Raw genomic sequence first — 17055 nt, forward strand, 5'->3', positions numbered from 1 at the left:
GCGATTCGATTTTTGTACAATATATAATACCCTTAATTTGAAAAAAATAGTTCTATATATCCTCGTTTTGTTTTCGATTTTTTCTTGTAAACAAGCAGAATCCGAGGACCTACTTCCGGAAGTAGATTCAGCACAAAAAAAGGAACAATTTGGTTTTATTTTCCAAGATTTCAATGTTTTTCAAGACACCATCAAAAGGGGCGATACTTTCGGAAGTATTTTAGAAACTCAAAATCTTGGCGACAAGAAAGTGTATGATATCATTCAGAAAATAAAAGATAGTTTTGATGTTCGCACGGTGAGAATCGGCAAAGCCTATACTTTTTTGCGTTCGAAAGACCGTTTTCATGCCCTTCAATACGCTATTTATCAACCCGATAGAGGCAATTATTACATCATAGATTTTAAAGACTCGGTTAGTGTTTCAAAAATTACAAGGCCTGTCAGTTTTAAAAAAAGAACCATTGCCGGAGAGTTAAAGGGGTCTTTTTCCGAAGAATTACGCAGGCAAAAAGTGGATCCGGCCTTGGCCAATAAATTAATCAAAGTGTATGCTTGGTCCATCGATTTTTTCAAGTTGAAAAAAGGTGACCAGTTTGGTGTTATTTTTACCGAGAGGTATATTGATGACACCATTTACGATGGAGTCGATAGTTTGCGGGCTGCTTTTTTTGAATACAAGGGCAAAATGATTTATGCTTTTCCCTTTGCTCAAAATCAAGGGGGAAAACTCGACTATTATGACGAAGAAGGAAAAGCACTCAAGAATTTTTTCCTGAAATCTCCGCTGAAATATGCCAATATTACCTCGCGTTTCTCGCGAAGCCGATTTCATCCGGTGCAAATGATATGGAAGGCACATAAAGGAACGGATTACGCTGCGCCAACCGGCACCCCGATTATGACCACTGCCTCCGGGATTGTAGAGCAAACCGGATATACCGCAGGAAATGGGAATTTTGTAAAGGTAAAGCACGACCGAACCTATTCCACCCAATACCTTCATATGTCGCGAATTTTGGTTAGAAGAGGGCAGCGCGTAACCCAAGGAAGTATTATCGGGAAGGTAGGAAGTACCGGTCTTGCAACGGGGCCTCACGTTTGCTATCGTTTTTGGAAAAATGGAGTACAAGTCGATGCTCTTAGGCTGAAATTGCCTAATTCTCAACCTATGGAGAAAAAAAACCTCCCTAGATTTAAACAGCAAATAGAACCTTTGAAATGGGAATTGGATAGTGTTGCCAATCTCTAGTTTGACTACCGCAATACGTTAAATCTCTTTTTTTTAATGGTTAAAGTCCTAAAACAATCATTGGGTCAATGTCTAGCTTTTGGCTAATATCTCGAGCTGTTTTTAGAGGTGGTTCGCTTTTGCCATTTAAGTATTCACTAACTCTTGAGGTACTAACACCCAATAGTTCAGACAGGCGTTTTTGATTTAAACCTCGTTCGTACATGCGTAATTTCATAGCTTCTACAAGTGTAGGTGCTTTTATTGGTTCGTTAGTTTCTTCAAAATCAGCCACCAAATCCGAAAGCAAGTCTAATTCGATAAAGTTTTTATCAGTGGTTGGGGTGTTGTTATCCACAAGAGTTAACAATTCCTCAATACGGTTTGTTATTGCGGTGTATTCTTTTTTTGTTTTTATTGTTCTCATAGTTTCTAAATGTTTGAACAGTCCACTTTGTTATATTCGGAGTGGGTGCCTATAAATCGAATGTAAACCTTGCTTGAAGCAAAAATGATAATGGCAACAAGTCTATAATCATTGCCTTTGATATTAAACACATACCTGTTATTTCCTACATAATCAACAGTGCTGAATGTTTGTTTTATATCTGTTAAATGGTTCCACTCACTTCTTTTGGATTTAAAATACCAATCCCTCAAAGCAACGTCCGAATTGGAATGTTTTTCTGCAAATTCTTTAATTTTTGTAAAAGTAACTATTCTCATTGCTTTGAAATTTAAGGCAAATGTATAAATAATTTTGAATTATAAAACTTAATTTCGAATTACAGAATAATTTTACCGCAATATTTTTTCTTCAACAATTGGAGTTATAGAGTGTTTACAATCTTCAAATCGAAATAATGACTATTTCTTAATTTAAAGAAGTGGGCAGTATCACCTATTTTAAAAACTAAAATTGTAAATTTGCACTTTCAAAAAAATTAAACTATTATGGCATTACATAACACAAATCCAACAAAAACAGTCGCTTGGCAAAAACTTCAGGATCATTTTCAAGAAATGCAAAATGCTTCTATGTCGGCAATGTTTAGCGAAGACAACACTAGAACGTCTCAATTTAATATACAGTGGAATGATTTTTTGATTGATTATTCGAAGAATATCATCAATCAGGAAACGGTAAATATTTTGCTTGAATTGGCAAAAGAATCTCAACTGAAGGCGGCAATTTCTAGCTATTTTGGCGGAGATCTTATCAATCAAACCGAAAACCGTGCTGTTTTGCATACCGCTTTGCGTGCGACATCAACTGCCAACATTAAAGTAGATTGCGAGAATGTGATTCCCGAAGTTGTGGCAGTAAAGAACAAAATCAAGAATTTTACTAATGAAATTGTAAACGGTGATCGAAAAGGATATACAGGCAAATCGTTTACTGATGTGGTAAACATTGGAATTGGAGGCTCAGACCTTGGACCAGCAATGGTGGTCGAAGCATTGCGATTTTATAAAAATCACCTAAATGTTCATTTTGTATCGAATGTAGATGGTGATCACGTAAATGAAATCATCAAGAAATTAAATCCTGAAACTACTCTTTTTGTCATTGTTTCGAAAACCTTTACCACACAAGAAACACTGACCAATTCTGAAACCATTAGAGCTTGGTTTTTGAAATCGGCTTCGCAAGAAGATGTGGCCAAACATTTTGTGGCTGTTTCCACCAATATGCAGCGCGTAACGGAATTTGGTATCAATCCGGACAATGTTTTCCCGATGTGGGATTGGGTTGGCGGACGATTTTCGCTTTGGAGTGCCGTAGGACTTTCGATTAGTTTGGCTGTGGGTTTTGATAATTATAATGCATTGTTGGAGGGCGCTAACGAAATGGACGAGCATTTCAAAAGTGAAGATTTCGATAAAAACATTCCGGTAATTTTAGCTTTGCTAAGCATTTGGTACAATAACTTTTTTGGTGCCGAAAGTGAAGCATTGATTCCGTATACGCAATACCTACAAAAATTAGCGCCTTATTTGCAACAAGGTTTTATGGAAAGCAATGGAAAAAGTGTGGATCGCGACGGAAACCCTGTAGATTACCAAACCGGAACAATAATTTGGGGAGAACCAGGAACCAATTCGCAACACGCTTTCTTTCAGTTGATACATCAAGGAACCAAGTTGATTCCTACTGATTTTATTGGATTTGTAAAACCATTGTATGGCAACGAAGACCACCACGATAAATTGATGTCTAACTTTTTTGCACAAACCGAAGCTTTATTGCACGGAAAATCAGCCGAAAAAGTACAGGCAGAATTTGATAAACAAGGCCTTTCGGAAGAAAAAGCCAAATTTTTATTGCCATTTAAAGTTTTTAGCGGCAATAAACCCACCAATACTATTTTGATTCAAAAACTAACGCCAAAAAGCTTGGGTTCTTTGGTTGCTATGTATGAGCACAAGATTTTTGTACAGGGAATTATCTGGAATATCTTCAGCTATGATCAATGGGGAGTTGAATTGGGAAAACAATTAGCCAACTCGATTTTGGATGAAATCAATTCAAAAAATGTTAAAGCACACGACAGCTCAACGGAATTTTTACTGCATCATTTTTTGAAGAATAAATAAAATTGTAGTTTTCTTGCGAAAGCAAATTTATCAGGAACCTTGACTTTTTTAAAAGTCAAGGTTTTTTTTGTTAAGTAGTTATAATACAAGAGGTTTTGAATTATTTTTTAGGATAAAAAGGATATTTATTTATTAACAATTGGCATGAGGCATAAATTATCTATAGCCTTATAAATCAGGTTTTTATGTTTTTTTAATTAACACATTCGCAGTGGAAAGTTATATTTGTTAATAATACAGTATTAAAAATTATTTTATTAACATTTCATTAACATTTAAGTCGATAAAATGTTAGAATTTTGCCAAACTAAACAAACAAATTAATATGAAAAAAATTGTCTTTATTTTTATTTTATTCCTGTCGTTTATGGGGTACTCTCAAGTAACTACTTCAGGGATTTCAGGAACAGTTAAATCTGTATCTGGGGAACGAATTCCGGGGGCTTCGGTTCAGGTTATTCACGTACCTACTGGAACGAAGTATAATACAATAACCAGTGCCACAGGAGGGTATGCGGTTCAAGCAATTAAACCCGGGGGACCATATACGGTTAAGGTTTCTTTTGTTGGTTCAATTACAAGTGAAACTACAGAAGTTGTCGCGCCCTTGGGTAGTATTACTACTGTAGATGCGGTTCTAGCAGACGAAACAAATCAGCTGAAAGAAGTGGTTGTTTCTAGAACAAACACGAACGGAGTTTTTTCTAAAAACAAAACGGGAGCTTCGCAACAATTCTCCAATAGAGAAGTAAATGCGATACCAACTATTGGCGCTCGTTCCATCAACTCTATTACCAAATACAATCCAAATGCTGGAAGTGGTGGTGGTTTTGGGGGTCAAGATTCAAGGTTGAATAACTTTACTATTGACGGTTCTGTTTTTAACAATGGGTTTGGTCTTGGTAGCGATTCTCAAGCAGGAGGTAGAACAGGTTCTACCGCCATCTCGTTGGATGCTATTGAGCAATTACAAGTAAACATTGCTCCTTTTGATGTACGTCAAACAGGATTTACAGGTTCAGGAATAAACGCTGTTACCCGCAGTGGAACGAATGAGATTGAAGGATCTGTCTATACTTCAACTAGAAGTAACAAGGAAAATTTTGTTGGTACCAAGGCGGGAGAAGTTCGTATTGTTCCAGCACCATTCGATGAAGCGATTTGGGGAGCAAGAATTGGTTTGCCGATCATTAAAAATAAATTGTTCTTTTTTGGAAATTTTGAAACAATTGAAAACACTAGTCCTGCAACTACTTGGACTTCTTCAGGTTCGCCAAATCCAAGTGCTCAGGTATCTAATCCGACATACGATCAAATGCAAACGCTTTCTAATTTTATGCAGGATAAATTCAATTATAGTACAGGACCTTGGGAAAATTTTGATTCAAAACGAGAATCTATAAAATTCCTTGGTAGAATAGATTGGAACATCAATGACAATCACAAACTTAATATTCGCTACGTACATCACGATTCATCATCCGACGTTCCTGTTTCCAATTCCAATTCATTAGGATTTGGTAATAGAACACAACGTGTAGAATCGATGGCATTTAAAAACAGTGGATATACGCTACAAGATAATACAAGATCTTTTGTATTACAATTAGACTCTAAATTATCAGAATCTTGGACCAATAATTTTATTGCTGGTTACGATAAGCAAATAGAGGATAGAGGACTTCAAGGAGGCGGACTATTCCCTACAATTGACATACTTAATGGAACTCCAATTGCTACTGGTGGATTCACTACTGGGAATGCAACCTTTATTTCTGTTGGTTTAGATCCATTTACGCAGGGTAATAAATTAAACTATTCTACACTGCATTTTACTGATAACGTAACTAAAACATACGAAAAACACACCTTGTTATTTGGAGCTAATTACGAACGTTTCAAATCAGAAAATTTATTTTTCCCAGGATCTAATGGAGTGTTTATTTTCAACTCTTTAAATGAGTTTTATAACGCGGCAAATGAATCTTTAGCGGCAAATGGAACTCCGTCAATAGCTACTTTACCAACTAGAACACAATTTAGATATTCTGCATTAGAAGGTGGTGGCGATCCGCTGCAAGTTATGCAATCGGATAAAATTGACCTTTATGTTCAAGATGAATATAAAGTAGCAGACAATTTGAAAGTTGTGGTTGGTTTGCGCGCGACCTCAGTTTCTTTCAAAGATACTGCGCTTGAAAATCCAGCAGTAACTGCAATGACTTTCGCCGATGGTGAAAAGTTTAACACCGGTGACGTTCCAGATACTCAATATTTATTTGAACCTAGAATAGGATTCAATTTAGATGTAAGTGGCGATGCAAAAACACAAGTTCGAGGTGGTACAGGAATATTTACAGGAAGACCTCCTTTTGTATTCTTATCTAACGCTATTGGTAACAATGGAGTTCTCACTGGATTTGTTGATGCTAGTGGTTCAGCACTTTCATCAGGAGGATATGGGTTTACTGCTAGTCCAGCACAATATTTTACTCCTGCAACCCCAACATTACCATCTACTTTTGATTTGGCTTTTACGGATAGTAACTACAAATTTCCACAAGTTTGGAAAACAACTATTGGGGTAGATCAAAAATTACCTTTTGGGTTTATTGGAACCCTTGAAGGGATTTATAGTAAAAACATTAACGAAGTGTTTTATTACAACGCTAATTTTGCTGATCCAGTCGGAACAATTGCAGGTCCAGATAATAGACCATTGTATGCAGGTAATGACAATGGAGTTCGTGTAAACAACAATGTTTCTAACGGAATAGTGCTTTCAAACTCTAATCAAGGGTATTTTTATTCCACTACTGTTAAACTAGAATATCCTTACAAAAAAGGATTATGGGGTTCGATTGCCTATACGCATTCTGGAGCTTATGATTTGATGTCTGCAGGTTCAATAGCCGCTGGTTCTTGGACTGGAGCAAGATCTGTTAATGGAAATAATGATTTAGATTTGAGCATCTCTAATAATAACACTCCTAATAGAGTAGTGGGTATATTAGGGTATAAAATTGAATACGGAAAACAATTTGGTGGAGCTACTTCTATCAACTTGGGATACATCGGGGAGCAAGCAAATCCTTTCAGTTATACCTACAACGGAGATTTGAATGGAGACAGAGTAAATGGAAATGATTTACTTTTTGTGCCTATGAAGGCTACAGATTTAAGGTTCGTACCAATAACACAAACCCTTGGAGGATCAACGTTAGTGCTATATTCTGAAGCTGATCAACAAGCAGCTTTTGAAAAATATATTGAGCAAGATTCCTATTTGAGAGAAAGAAGAGGTCAGTATGTTGAAAGAAACTCAAATGTTTTGCCAATGTTGCACAGACTAGACCTTTCGGTTACACAAGATTTCTACGTAAAAATTGCGGGTAAGAAAAACAGTTTTCAATTTAGAGCCGATATCTTAAACTTTACTAACTTTTTAAATAGAGATTGGGGAATATCGCAACGTGCTACAAATCCTAATATTTTATCAGTTTCTCAAGCTCCAAGCTCAGCAAATAATTTTATTCCTGGTTACCAAATGTCTTTACAAACAGACAATCAAGGGAAAAGATTCCTGACTAGAGATACTTTTGTAAATAACGCATCAGTGTTTGATGTTTGGCAAGCTCAATTTACGTTAAGATATACTTTTGGTAAATAATATTAATAAAAAATAAAACGAATACATTTAAACTTAAAAATAAAAATTATGAAAATTAAAAATCAAATTCTATATTTAGTTGCCATTTTATCGGTAACATTCTTGACTTTTTCTTGTTCTGAAACTTCAGAAGACGTAGCTAGACTTCCTTCAATCGTAGATATTGCAAAATCAGATCCGAACTTTAGTATTTTAGTTGAGGCAGTAGTTAAAACAGGTTTAGCAACAACTTTGAGTAATCCAGGTTCTTATACTGTTTTTGCCCCTACAAATGATGCTTTTAACAAAGCTGGGATTAAAAGCGGCGATATTACAGCAATGACCGACGCAACAGCAATTGCTAATTTAAGAGTAGTAGTGCTAAATCACGTTCTTGGAATTGGAACAAGATCTTCTGACTTATTAGCAGGCGGATATTTTAAAACTTTTGGGTTTTACAGATCTACTCCAACATCAACTTCAGGAGCAAACATAAGTATGTATATTAGCAAACCTGCAGCTGATGTTTTGGTAAACGGTGGTGTTTCTAATGGTGGTGCAAAAGTAACTAAAGCAGATATTGATGCTAGTAATGGTATAGTTCACGTTATTGATGGTGTATTAGCTATACCTACGATTGTGCAACACGCGGTAGCGAATCCATCATTATCATCATTAGTTGGTGTTGTAACAAGTCCTGCTCAATCTTCAGTTTTAGCTACATTAACTGCTGCAACAGGTGCTGCGCCGGTTACTGTATATGCTCCAACAAACGCTGCTTTTACAAAAGCGCTAGGAACAGGAGGTTATTTAGTAGGTAAAACAGATGCTGATATCACTAAAATTTTAAATTATCATTTAGAAAAATTCAATAGAGTAACTTCGTCTGCGACTGCTTTTTCTACAACAGCAGATATTACAGTTACTACTTTATTCCCTACTTATACTTTCGTAATAACAAGAGGAACATTGAAAATTGTTGACAAATCAACACCTGCTGTTAATGCAAATGCTACAGTATTAAACATTCAAGGAGCAAACGGATCTATCCAAATAGTTGATAAGGTGCTGCAATCATTGTAATTTTGGTTGACTAATAAAATTATAGATTTTCAAAAAGCCCAGAAATTTTTTCTGGGTTTTTTTATGCAATTATATTTGGAGGTTCTTTTTTTATTACTTTTTTGTGGCCAATAGATTAAGGTTTTTAGTTCATTTCAAGTAGGATTACTATTTTTTAACCTTTTTTTATTTATATTTGTTAAAACAAAAATTATTTTATGTACGAAATCATTCAAAAATTACACTCTTGGTGGGCTTATCTCGCTATAGTATTATTGTGTATCGCAGTAATCAATTCAATCATTGGATTTGTATCTAAAAAAGAATACAAAAACGCTGATAAAAAACTAGGACTTTATGCTTTAGGCGCTATACATACACAAATTATTATAGGTCTGCTCGTATATTTTGTTTCGCCTTTGGGACTATCTGGTTTTTCTATGAAGGACAGCGCTTTACGGCTAACTTCTATGGAGCATCCGTTGATAAACATCATTGGGATTGTTTTGATAACTATCGGTTGGGTGAAACATAAAAAACTAACTAGCAGTGAATCTAAATTCAAGACGCTTGCCATTTTTTATGGAATTGGATTACTGCTTATACTGAGTAGAGTCCCCTGGGGATTATGGTTTAAATAAACTCAAAAGTCCTTTTTAAAGGGCTTTTTTTAGCTAGGTATGGTTTTTGTTTAATCGTGTTTAACTTCAAGTACCAAAATGAATTCAAAACGTCAGAAATACCAAAAAAATCCTTTTTTCAGTTTAGTAAGCTGCAGTTTTTTTGTTTTTATTTCCCTTGCTTTTTTTGTGGTAGCCCATGGTCAATCTCTAAATAAAGTCAAAAGTAAGACAACAAAAACTAAAGATTCCGTAGCCAAAACAAAGGTTGTGGCTGCAAAAAGTGAAAAAACAATTACCGCCGTTGATACAGTGAAAAAAATCAACCCTATATTCGATCAGCCGGAGGTGGGTATCGATAGTTTGTTTTTAGGAACAGGAAAATTTAAATTGTATAAAAAAAATGCCCACGCGTCCTATTATCACGATAAATTTCATAGTAAAAAGACCGCTAGCGGAAAAAAATACGACAAAAACAAATATTCTGCTGCACATAAAAAATTGCCTTTCGGGACCATCGTAAAAGTCACCAATGAAGCCAACGGAAAATCAGTACTTGTCGAAGTAACCGACAGAGGGCCATTTGTTCGATCCAGAGAAATAGATCTTTCCAGAAAAGCATTTATGGAAATTGCGAGCAATAAATCCTCCGGAAATATGAAAGTAACATTGGAGGTGCGTCAAAAATAGTTATTTCCAATTTTTATAAGGATTTTTACTTAAATAGGAATTATAATAGCGATGGTCATTGGTCACCTCAGCTCCGAGCCAGACCGGTTTTTCAAAGTTTTCGGTTTCTGATTTTAATTCAATTTCCGCCATAATCAATCCTTCATTTCCGTCATAAAACTCATCGATTTCAAAAATGTGATTCCCCACTTTGACTTCAAATCGGGTTTTGTCAATGCTGCCCTCTTCGCATAATTGCAATAAAGCTAGAGCCTCATCCATAGCAATTTCTTTTTCCCATTCGAATCTCGACAACCCTGACGCATTCGAGACGCCTTTTATGGTCAAGAAGCCCTTATCTCCTTTTATTCGCACACGAACCGTTCTTTCAGGATTAGAGCTCAAATAGCCCTGCGCAATTCGATTTTGGGTAAAAGCTTCCTCTTTGAAAGCCTCGGAAGTCACCAAAAATTTTCTTTCTATTTCTATCATTTTGTCATTTCGGGGCACGAAGCAATCTTTTGGAGAGATGCTCCAAGTTTTTAATTCTCTAATGTTTTCTTCATCAAATATATAAATTCTTCGTGTATCTCTGAAGCGTCTTTGTGTATCTCTGTGTAATAATTTACATAAATTTGCTTTATGTCCGAAATAGTTCCAAATAGAAAAATCATACACATCGACATGGATGCTTTTTTTGCTTCGGTGGAGCAAATGGATAATCCTGCCTTGCGCGGAAAACCTATCGCTGTTGGCGGTTCCGAAAACCGAGGCGTTGTTGCCGCCGCGAGTTATGAAGCGAGAAAATTTGGTGTTCGAAGTGCCATCAGTGGTGTTTTGGCCAAGAAAAATTGCCCAGATTTAATTTTTGTTCGACCGCGATTCGACCGATACAAAGAAATATCAAACAAAATCCGAAAAATATTCTTCGAATACACCGATTTAGTCGAACCTCTTTCGCTGGACGAAGCTTACCTCGATGTGACCATAAACAAAAAAGGAAATCCGAGTGCGACTTTGTTGGCACAGGAAATTCGGTTTCGCATTCTTAATGAAGTTGGATTGACGGCATCGGCAGGGATTTCTATCAATAAATTTGTGGCCAAAATTGCTAGCGATTACAACAAACCCAATGGTCAAAAAACCGTCAATCCTGATGAGGTGATCCCTTTTTTGGAAGTGCTGCCCATCCGAAAATTTTACGGTGTAGGGAAGGTCACTACCGAAAAAATGTATCAATTGGGGATTTTTACAGGATTGGAACTCAAAAGCAAATCCTTAGAATTTCTGGAAAAACATTTCGGAAAATCGGGAAGTTTCTATTATAATGTAGTGCGAGGAATTCACAATAGTGCCGTAAAATCAGATCGAATTACAAAATCGGTCGCAGCCGAACACACTTTTCATGTGAATCTTTCGTCCGAAATTTTTATGCTGGAGCGATTGGAAAACATTGCCCAATCATTAGAAAAAAGACTCAAAAAACATCACATTGCTGGTAAAACGGTTACTTTAAAAATTAAGTACAGCGATTTCACCCAACAAACTCGAAGCAAAACCTTGCCTTATTTTATTTCTGACAAAGGATTGATTCTCGAAACGGTAAAAGAATTATTGTTTCAGGAGCGAATGAAAGACTCCGTTAGATTACTTGGTATTTCTTTGAGCAATCTCAACACCGAAGAAAAAAAGGCGGTTGTAGTGCAATTGAAATTTGCTTTTTGAACAAAAAAAACCATCCGCTAGGGCAGATGGTTTTGTGACTTGAAAAAATATTTTTTTACTTTCGATTCAGTTTAGAAAGTAATCTTAAAAACTCAATATAAAGCCATACTAATGTGATGATTAAGCCCATTGCGGCGAACCATTCCATGAATTTGGGCATTTTTTGTTCGACCCCTTTTTCCATTCGGTCAAAATCCAAAAATAAATTTAAAGCTGCGATAACAATTACAAAAACGCTGATGCCTATGCTCATCATCGAATTTCCGTAATGTACCGGTTCAAAACTTGTAAACATGGAAAACAACCACGAAATGATATAATAGGTTGCGATAGCAAGTGTTGCAGCAACCACCACCGATTTGAATTGCTCGGTTACTTTTACAATTTTGAATTTATACAATCCCAAACAAACAGCAAAGGTTACAAAGGTAGCTCCAACTGCCTGGATGACAATTCCGGGATGTCGTGCCTCAAAAATTGCAGAAACACCTCCTATAAACAAACCTTCGAACAAAGCATAGCCGGGAGCCAAAACAGGCGAATATTGTGGTTTAAACGATGCAATTAATACCAAAATCAAACCCACAATAGCTCCTCCAATAGTAGGCAACATAGGGTTCATCCCGTTGAAAGCCATCCACCAAACCACTATGGCAGATGCGGTAAGTAATAAAAAGAGGATTACTGTTTTATTGATTGTCCCGGACAAAGTCATGTCTTGGTTGTAATCAATAAGCGTAGCTTGATGCACTTCATCATTTTTTGGAGCAGAAGTAGCCGTAAATGATTTATTGTTAAAAAATGGATTTTTCGATTCGAATGCCATAGTATATAATTTTTATTTTTACCAAAGATAGCTTAAATTGTAAATTCAATCCAAAAAAAATCCGCCTTGTTTATGATCTAAACAGGCGGATTGTTTTAAAAATAGTCGATTTTCTATGAAATTTCAGAAACTCTCAAAGTGTTGACCATTCCTTTATCTTTTAAAGGCATTGCCGCCAAGTTGATAAGGAAATCTCCTTTGGTTACATAACCGTGTTCTCTTGCGATTTCATTGACATCTGAAATGGTATCGTCGGTACTTTTCATTTTATCATAAAAATAGGATTTTACGCCCCATAATAAATTGAGTTGGGTCAGGATTCTTTTATTTGATGTAAATACCAGAATATGAGCCGATGGTCTCCAAGCCGAGATTTGGAAAGCAGTATAACCACTATTGGTCAAAGTACAAATGGCTTTGGCTTCGATAATGTTGGCGGTAAGCGCGGCGTGATGACAAATTGTTTTGGTAATAAAACGATTGGTTCTGACTTGTGGTGTGTTTTGAGGCACTTTGATAAGCGGAGAATCTTCAACGGCTTCTAATATTTGAGTCATTTTTTCGATCACCTGCACAGGATATAAACCCGTTGCGGTTTCTCCAGAAAGCATTACGGCGTCTGCGCCATCCATGACCGAGTTGGCCACGTCATTTACTTCGGCACGGGTTGGTGTTAGGCTATTAATCATAGTTTCCATCATTTGAGTGGCAACAATGACAGGGATACGTGCGGTTTTTGCTCTAAGAATCAATTCTTTTTGTACCAATGGCACTTCGTGAGCAGGAAGTTCTACCCCTAAGTCCCCACGAGCCACCATCAGGGCATCACAATAGGCCACAATTTTGTCAATATTGACTAAAGCTTCTGGCATTTCAATTTTGGCAACAATCGGAATTTTTTCATCTGAATGTTTGGCAATTAATTCTTGTAGGTCTTGAAGGTCACGAGGTGTTTTTACGAAGGAAAGCGCAATCCAATCTACTTTTTGCTCGATGGCAAAAATAGCATCTGCAATATCTTTCTCAGTAAGCGCGGGAAGTGATATTTTAGTATTCGGAAGATTAACCCCTTTTTTAGATTTCAATTCTCCTCCTTGAATTACTTTTGCGATAACCTCGGTCTTTTTGTCTGTTGATACGATTTCAAAAATAAGTTTACCATCATCAAGCAATATGCGCTCTCCGGGATTTACATCATTAGGGAAATTTTGGTATTTCATAAAAACTCTTTGTGCAGTTCCTATGATATCCTCGGCTGTTGTGAAGTTGATCAGATCACCGTCATTGACAACTACACCTTCTTCCATTACTCCTACTCGAAGTTTTGGCCCTTGTAAATCGGCTAAAAGCGCAGTGGTATAACCAAATTCTTCGTTAAGATCTCTAACTATTTGTACTCTCTCTTTTACATCATTATAATCAGCATGCGAAAAATTGATTCTAAACACGTTTACACCTGCATCAATCATGTCTTTTATGATTTCTCTGGTACTACAAGCAGGTCCAAGAGTGGCTACAATTTTTGTTTTTTTGTTTGTTGACATTAATATTAAAAAATTAAATTATTTTTCGATTTTATTTTATTTTTATCGACAGCATAGGCGGTCGCAACATTTTCGATGGTATTGATCAGATGCTGAATTTTTGCAAGAATCACTTCATCTGTTGTATTCTCTATTTTTAGAAAATAATCTACTTTTTTAAACTCTGGAAGCAAATAGACCTTGGTCGAAACTTCTATCGTTTGATTTGAAAACAAATTTTGACTGTTTTCGTTTTTTTGTTGAATTACTTCATTTTTATTTTGAATCAAATTCCAAGTGATTTCATTTTCTTTATCATAATATGAAAATCTAGAAAAGTTAGTCTCTCCTTCTTTGATATTAATATGAATTTCCTCCTTGTTTTTGCCCAAGTTAATAGGCAATTTTTGATTTATAAAATAGGCTAATCTATAATCTTCTAATGAAGTATGAATAGCAACTAGATGATACTCAATTTCATCAAAATCTTCAAAATCTAATTTATGAAGCGCCATTTTATGAAAAAAATAAGTTGTAAAGATAGCATTTCTATTGTAGAGTAGGGCTTAAATTAAATCAGTTTTAACGGTTTTATCTGCGAAAACGATATAGATTTAAGAAATTTCGCTATTTAATATCGATTTTTTTTTGAAATGCAAAATAAGCTCTTTGGGATGCTTTTTCTTCGGCTTTCTTCTTTGAAGTTGCCCTTGCTTTGGCAATGACCTTATCATCGATGCTAAGTTTCACCCCAAAAAAGCGTTGGCCATCAATTCCGTTGTCATCAAAAATATCATAATGAAACTGTTTTTTTTCCTTTTGACACCATTCTATCACAAGGCTTTTGTAGCTAATCACTTTGCCTTCGAGCCTAGCGATGTCGACATACGGAATGATAACTCTTTTTTGAATAAACTTCTCGCAATACTCATATCCTCTGTCGAGATAAATGGCACCAACCAAGGATTCAAAAATGTTACCATGAATATTTTCGCCAAAATGTTGCACCGGAACCTTGCTTTCTATAAAACGAACCAAATTCAAATCTTTACCCAATTCGTTTAGATGTTCTCTGCTCACAATTTTAGAACGCATTTTTGTCAAGTAGCCTTCGTCACCAGTGGGAACTTTGTTGAATAAATGAGCTGCAATAACGGAACTTAGCATCGCGTCGCCAAGAAATTCTAATCGTTCATAATTGATGGCATTTCCTTTTTCGTCTAATTTATTGGAAGAACGATGCGTAAAAGCTTTCTTAAAATGGTTGAGTTCGATAGGTACAAAGCCTAAAATTTCGCTTATAGCATCAAAAAAAATCCCGTCTTCAAGAGAACGGGATTTAGAAAATATTTTTTTTATTAGTCTCATTCTGCTAATTAGATGTCTAGTTTTTTAACTAATACACAAGCATTATGACCTCCAAATCCAAAAGTGTTGCTCATCAAAACTTTTACGTCTCTTTTTTGCGCTACATTGAAGGTGAAGTTTAGCTTATTGTCAATGCTCTCATCATCAGTAAAATGATTGATTGTTGGAGGAACGATACCGTGTTTTATCGAAAGTATTGATGAAATCGTTTCAATCGCACCAGCAGCACCTAATAAATGACCAGTCATTGATTTAGTAGAATTCAAATTCATGGTATAGGCATGTTCTCCGAAAACGTGTAATATGGCTTTAGATTCTGCAATATCTCCTAGCGGGGTCGATGTTCCGTGCATATTTACACCATCAACGTCAGTCGGATTTAGTCCAGCGTCTCTCAAACAGTTTAGCATTACATTTTTGGCTCCAAATCCTTCCGGATGAGGTGCTGTAATATGATGCGCATCGGCAGACATTCCGCCACCACCTATTTCGCAATAAATTTTTGCGCCACGTGCTACAGCATGTTCGTATTCTTCAAGAATCAAAGCTCCTGCACCTTCGCCAAGCACAAAACCATCACGGTCTGCATCCATAGGTCTTGAAGCAGTTTTAGGGTCGTCATTTCTGGTAGAAAGAGCGTGCATGGCATTGAAACCACCCATTCCTGCGATAGTAACTGCGGCTTCAGAACCACCAGTTACAATAACGTCGGCATGCCCTAATCGAATGTAATTGAAAGCATCGATAATTGCGTTTGTAGAGGAAGCACAAGCCGAAACGGTTGTGAAATTCGGGCCTCTAAATCCGTATTTGATAGAAATATGACCACCAGCAATATCGGCAATCATTTTTGGTATAAAGAAAGGATTGAATTTTGGCGTTCCGTCACCTTTAGAATACTCCAGAACTTCATTTTGAAAAGTTTCTAATCCACCAATACCAGATCCCCAAATAACACCTACTCGGTCTTTATCTAATTTGTCCAAATTGAAAGCGGCATCATTTACGGCTTCTTCTGCTGTTACAATAGCATATTGTGCATAGCGGTCCATTTTTCTGGCTTCTTTGCGATCAATGAAATCTTCAACGGTGAAGTTTTTTACTTCGCAAGCAAATTGTGTTTTATGTTTAGAAGCATCATAATGAGTTATCGTTGCTGCTCCACTGATACCGTTAACCAGACCGTTCCAATACTCTTGAATATTATTCCCAATAGGAGTAAGCGCTCCTAAACCTGTTACTACAACTCTCTTTAATACCATAACTACGGTTTTTATCTATTTTCAACAAATAAAACCCACGCTTCTTTTTTTGCATTAAAATTACAAAAGAGCCATGGGTGTTTAAATATTAAATATGTTTTTGATTGAAATTCAATCGAATTTTAGTTTTTTAAAATAATAACACCCAACTTTTAGAAATTCCACGTTTTAAAATTACAAACCCCAATAATTGGAATTTGTTTTTTATCAATTGGGATTTATTAAAAATTGGGTGTTTTTTATTATTTCTTAGCTTCTTCGATATAAGAAATCGCTTGACCTACAGTAGCAATGTTTTCGGCTTGGTCGTCTGGAATTTGGATATCAAATTCTTTTTCGAATTCCATGATAAGTTCTACTGTGTCCAATGAATCTGCTCCTAAATCATTAGTGAAGCTTGCTTCTGTTACCACTTCGTTTTCGTCAACACCTAATTTGTCTACGATAATCGCTTTTACTCTTGATGCAATGTCTGACATAATCTTTAATTTTAAAATTTAATTTGTTGGCAAAAATAAAAAA

16 protein-coding genes are annotated in these 17055 nt (G+C 36.0%); 7 read left to right on the forward strand and 9 right to left on the reverse strand.

The genetic code is table 11. The features are described 5' to 3' along the window. Nucleotides 1-37 precede the first annotated feature (37 nt). Entirely contained in the window at nucleotides 38-1252 is a 1215-nt protein-coding gene (locus E1750_RS11780) for a M23 family metallopeptidase (RefSeq protein WP_133276965.1), read from the forward strand. Nucleotides 1253-1292: 40 nt separating this feature from the next. On the opposite strand, the gene E1750_RS11785 is transcribed toward E1750_RS11780, so the two are convergent. Both E1750_RS11785 and E1750_RS11790 read right to left on the reverse strand, forming a co-directional pair. Continuing rightward, nucleotides 1293-1658 carry a helix-turn-helix domain-containing protein gene (locus E1750_RS11785; protein WP_133276966.1) on the reverse strand — a complete coding sequence of 122 codons (366 nt, stop codon included), beginning with the start codon at nucleotides 1656-1658 and terminating at the stop codon, nucleotides 1293-1295. Nucleotides 1659-1663: 5 nt separating this feature from the next. Then, nucleotides 1664-1957, reverse strand: coding sequence for a type II toxin-antitoxin system HigB family toxin (locus E1750_RS11790; protein ID WP_133276967.1), 294 nt, complete (start codon nucleotides 1955-1957; stop codon nucleotides 1664-1666). Between the two features lie 228 nt (nucleotides 1958-2185). On the opposite strand from E1750_RS11790, the gene pgi reads away from it, so the two are divergent. The 5 genes from pgi (at nucleotide 2186) to E1750_RS11815 (ending at nucleotide 9850) form a co-directional block, all read left to right on the forward strand. Further along, nucleotides 2186-3829, forward strand: a complete 1644-nt coding sequence (gene pgi, locus E1750_RS11795) for a glucose-6-phosphate isomerase (RefSeq protein ID WP_133276968.1) — start codon at nucleotides 2186-2188, stop codon at nucleotides 3827-3829. 325 nt (nucleotides 3830-4154) lie between these two features. Next, a complete protein-coding gene (locus tag E1750_RS11800; protein ID WP_133276969.1) occupies nucleotides 4155-7499 on the forward strand; it encodes a TonB-dependent receptor in 3345 nt (1114 codons plus the stop codon). 48 nt (nucleotides 7500-7547) lie between these two features. Further along, nucleotides 7548-8561: a fasciclin domain-containing protein gene (locus E1750_RS11805; RefSeq protein WP_133276970.1), complete on the forward strand. Its 1014-nt coding sequence runs from the start codon at nucleotides 7548-7550 to the stop codon at nucleotides 8559-8561. A gap of 197 nt (nucleotides 8562-8758) precedes the next feature. After that, nucleotides 8759-9181: a hypothetical protein gene (locus E1750_RS11810; protein WP_133276971.1), complete on the forward strand. Its 423-nt coding sequence runs from the start codon at nucleotides 8759-8761 to the stop codon at nucleotides 9179-9181. A 78-nt stretch (nucleotides 9182-9259) separates the two neighbouring features. After that, on the forward strand, nucleotides 9260-9850 hold the full coding sequence (locus E1750_RS11815; RefSeq protein ID WP_133276972.1) for a septal ring lytic transglycosylase RlpA family protein: 591 nt from the start codon (nucleotides 9260-9262) through the stop codon (nucleotides 9848-9850). Here the strand turns inward: E1750_RS11815 and E1750_RS11820 are convergent, their stop codons facing one another. Further along, nucleotides 9851-10321 carry a CYTH domain-containing protein gene (locus E1750_RS11820; protein WP_133276973.1) on the reverse strand — a complete coding sequence of 157 codons (471 nt, stop codon included), beginning with the start codon at nucleotides 10319-10321 and terminating at the stop codon, nucleotides 9851-9853. A 150-nt stretch (nucleotides 10322-10471) separates the two neighbouring features. Here E1750_RS11820 and dinB point away from each other — a divergent pair, with 150 nt between their 5' ends. Then, nucleotides 10472-11554, forward strand: a complete 1083-nt coding sequence (gene dinB, locus E1750_RS11825) for a DNA polymerase IV (RefSeq protein ID WP_133276974.1) — start codon at nucleotides 10472-10474, stop codon at nucleotides 11552-11554. 55 nt (nucleotides 11555-11609) lie between these two features. Here dinB and E1750_RS11830 read toward each other — a convergent pair whose 3' ends face one another. The 6 genes from E1750_RS11830 to E1750_RS11855 all read right to left on the reverse strand — a co-directional run bounded on the left by E1750_RS11830 (nucleotide 11610) and on the right by E1750_RS11855 (nucleotide 17012). Then, the gene (locus E1750_RS11830; protein ID WP_133276975.1) at nucleotides 11610-12380 is read right to left on the reverse strand and encodes a Bax inhibitor-1/YccA family protein; all 771 of its coding nucleotides are present in this window, start codon (nucleotides 12378-12380) and stop codon (nucleotides 11610-11612) included. 113 nt (nucleotides 12381-12493) lie between these two features. Then, nucleotides 12494-13924, reverse strand: a complete 1431-nt coding sequence (gene pyk / locus E1750_RS11835; RefSeq protein ID WP_133276976.1) for a pyruvate kinase — start codon at nucleotides 13922-13924, stop codon at nucleotides 12494-12496. A 5-nt stretch (nucleotides 13925-13929) separates the two neighbouring features. Continuing rightward, nucleotides 13930-14418, reverse strand: a complete 489-nt coding sequence (locus E1750_RS11840; RefSeq protein ID WP_133276977.1) for an IPExxxVDY family protein — start codon at nucleotides 14416-14418, stop codon at nucleotides 13930-13932. A 112-nt stretch (nucleotides 14419-14530) separates the two neighbouring features. Further along, the gene (rnc, locus tag E1750_RS11845) at nucleotides 14531-15271 is read right to left on the reverse strand and encodes a ribonuclease III (protein ID WP_133276978.1); all 741 of its coding nucleotides are present in this window, start codon (nucleotides 15269-15271) and stop codon (nucleotides 14531-14533) included. Nucleotides 15272-15279: 8 nt separating this feature from the next. Further along, nucleotides 15280-16533 carry a beta-ketoacyl-ACP synthase II gene (gene fabF / locus E1750_RS11850; protein ID WP_133276979.1) on the reverse strand — a complete coding sequence of 418 codons (1254 nt, stop codon included), beginning with the start codon at nucleotides 16531-16533 and terminating at the stop codon, nucleotides 15280-15282. 242 nt (nucleotides 16534-16775) lie between these two features. After that, a complete protein-coding gene (locus E1750_RS11855) occupies nucleotides 16776-17012 on the reverse strand; it encodes an acyl carrier protein (RefSeq protein ID WP_007137004.1) in 237 nt (78 codons plus the stop codon). Nucleotides 17013-17055: the final 43 nt, after the last annotated feature.

The organism is Flavobacterium nackdongense, assembly GCF_004355225.1.
Classification (GTDB): Bacteria; Bacteroidota; Bacteroidia; order Flavobacteriales; family Flavobacteriaceae; genus Flavobacterium; species Flavobacterium nackdongense.

Bases quoted from the DNA above. Each gene is read 5' to 3' on its own strand.
- E1750_RS11785 (WP_133276966.1), bottom strand. From the start codon at position 1,658: ATGAGAACAATAAAAACAAAAAAAGAATACACCGCAATAACAAACCGT.
- E1750_RS11790 (WP_133276967.1), bottom strand. From the start codon at position 1,957: ATGAGAATAGTTACTTTTACAAAAATTAAAGAATTTGCAGAAAAACAT.
- pgi (WP_133276968.1), top strand. From the start codon at position 2,186: ATGGCATTACATAACACAAATCCAACAAAAACAGTCGCTTGGCAAAAA.
- E1750_RS11800 (WP_133276969.1), top strand. From the start codon at position 4,155: ATGAAAAAAATTGTCTTTATTTTTATTTTATTCCTGTCGTTTATGGGG.
- E1750_RS11805 (WP_133276970.1), top strand. From the start codon at position 7,548: ATGAAAATTAAAAATCAAATTCTATATTTAGTTGCCATTTTATCGGTA.
- E1750_RS11810 (WP_133276971.1), top strand. From the start codon at position 8,759: ATGTACGAAATCATTCAAAAATTACACTCTTGGTGGGCTTATCTCGCT.
- E1750_RS11815 (WP_133276972.1), top strand. From the start codon at position 9,260: ATGAATTCAAAACGTCAGAAATACCAAAAAAATCCTTTTTTCAGTTTA.
- E1750_RS11820 (WP_133276973.1), bottom strand. From the start codon at position 10,321: ATGATAGAAATAGAAAGAAAATTTTTGGTGACTTCCGAGGCTTTCAAA.
- dinB (WP_133276974.1), top strand. From the start codon at position 10,472: ATGTCCGAAATAGTTCCAAATAGAAAAATCATACACATCGACATGGAT.
- E1750_RS11830 (WP_133276975.1), bottom strand. From the start codon at position 12,380: ATGGCATTCGAATCGAAAAATCCATTTTTTAACAATAAATCATTTACG.
- pyk (WP_133276976.1), bottom strand. From the start codon at position 13,924: ATGTCAACAAACAAAAAAACAAAAATTGTAGCCACTCTTGGACCTGCT.
- E1750_RS11840 (WP_133276977.1), bottom strand. From the start codon at position 14,418: ATGGCGCTTCATAAATTAGATTTTGAAGATTTTGATGAAATTGAGTAT.
- rnc (WP_133276978.1), bottom strand. From the start codon at position 15,271: ATGAGACTAATAAAAAAAATATTTTCTAAATCCCGTTCTCTTGAAGAC.
- fabF (WP_133276979.1), bottom strand. From the start codon at position 16,533: ATGGTATTAAAGAGAGTTGTAGTAACAGGTTTAGGAGCGCTTACTCCT.
- E1750_RS11855 (WP_007137004.1), bottom strand. From the start codon at position 17,012: ATGTCAGACATTGCATCAAGAGTAAAAGCGATTATCGTAGACAAATTA.